This is a genomic window from Amycolatopsis nivea (assembly GCF_004522235.1).
In the GTDB taxonomy this organism is placed as follows: Bacteria; Actinomycetota; Actinomycetes; order Mycobacteriales; family Pseudonocardiaceae; genus Amycolatopsis; species Amycolatopsis nivea.
Genome location: NZ_SDLT01000127.1, coordinates 1 through 374, shown reverse-complemented (window position 1 = coordinate 374; position 374 = coordinate 1). Strand labels below are relative to the sequence as shown.

At 70.9% G+C, this 374-nt stretch carries 1 pseudogene; it reads left to right on the top strand.

The annotated features are described in order from the left end of the window. A pseudogene (locus EIZ44_RS44520) lies at positions 1 to 374 on the top strand (hypothetical protein); the annotation flags it as partial.

The window sequence follows — 374 nt, the reverse complement described above, 5'->3', positions numbered from 1 at the left end:
GGCGCGGCCGCCCAGCACAAGACCCACATGCAGGGCCTGGACACCTACGCCGCCGGAGTCGCCGCGATCGGCAAAGCCGTCGGGCAGGCCGCCGACGCGATCCTCGCGCTGCAGGCCGCGATCAAGAACGCCGACGAGCTGGCCCGCAAATACGGGTTCGCGATCACCGCCGACGGCGCGATCGTCTGCGTCTACGCAGGTGACCCGCCACCGGAACTGCACCCGCAGGACCGGGCACGAGCACAACAGCAACTGGCCGACGACGTCGCGCAGATCCTGCGCACCGCCGAAGACATCGACAGCGACCTCGCCGCCGTCCTGGACAAAGCAGCCGCCGGCCAGTTCGGCACCGGGAACGAGTCCACCGTCGCCGC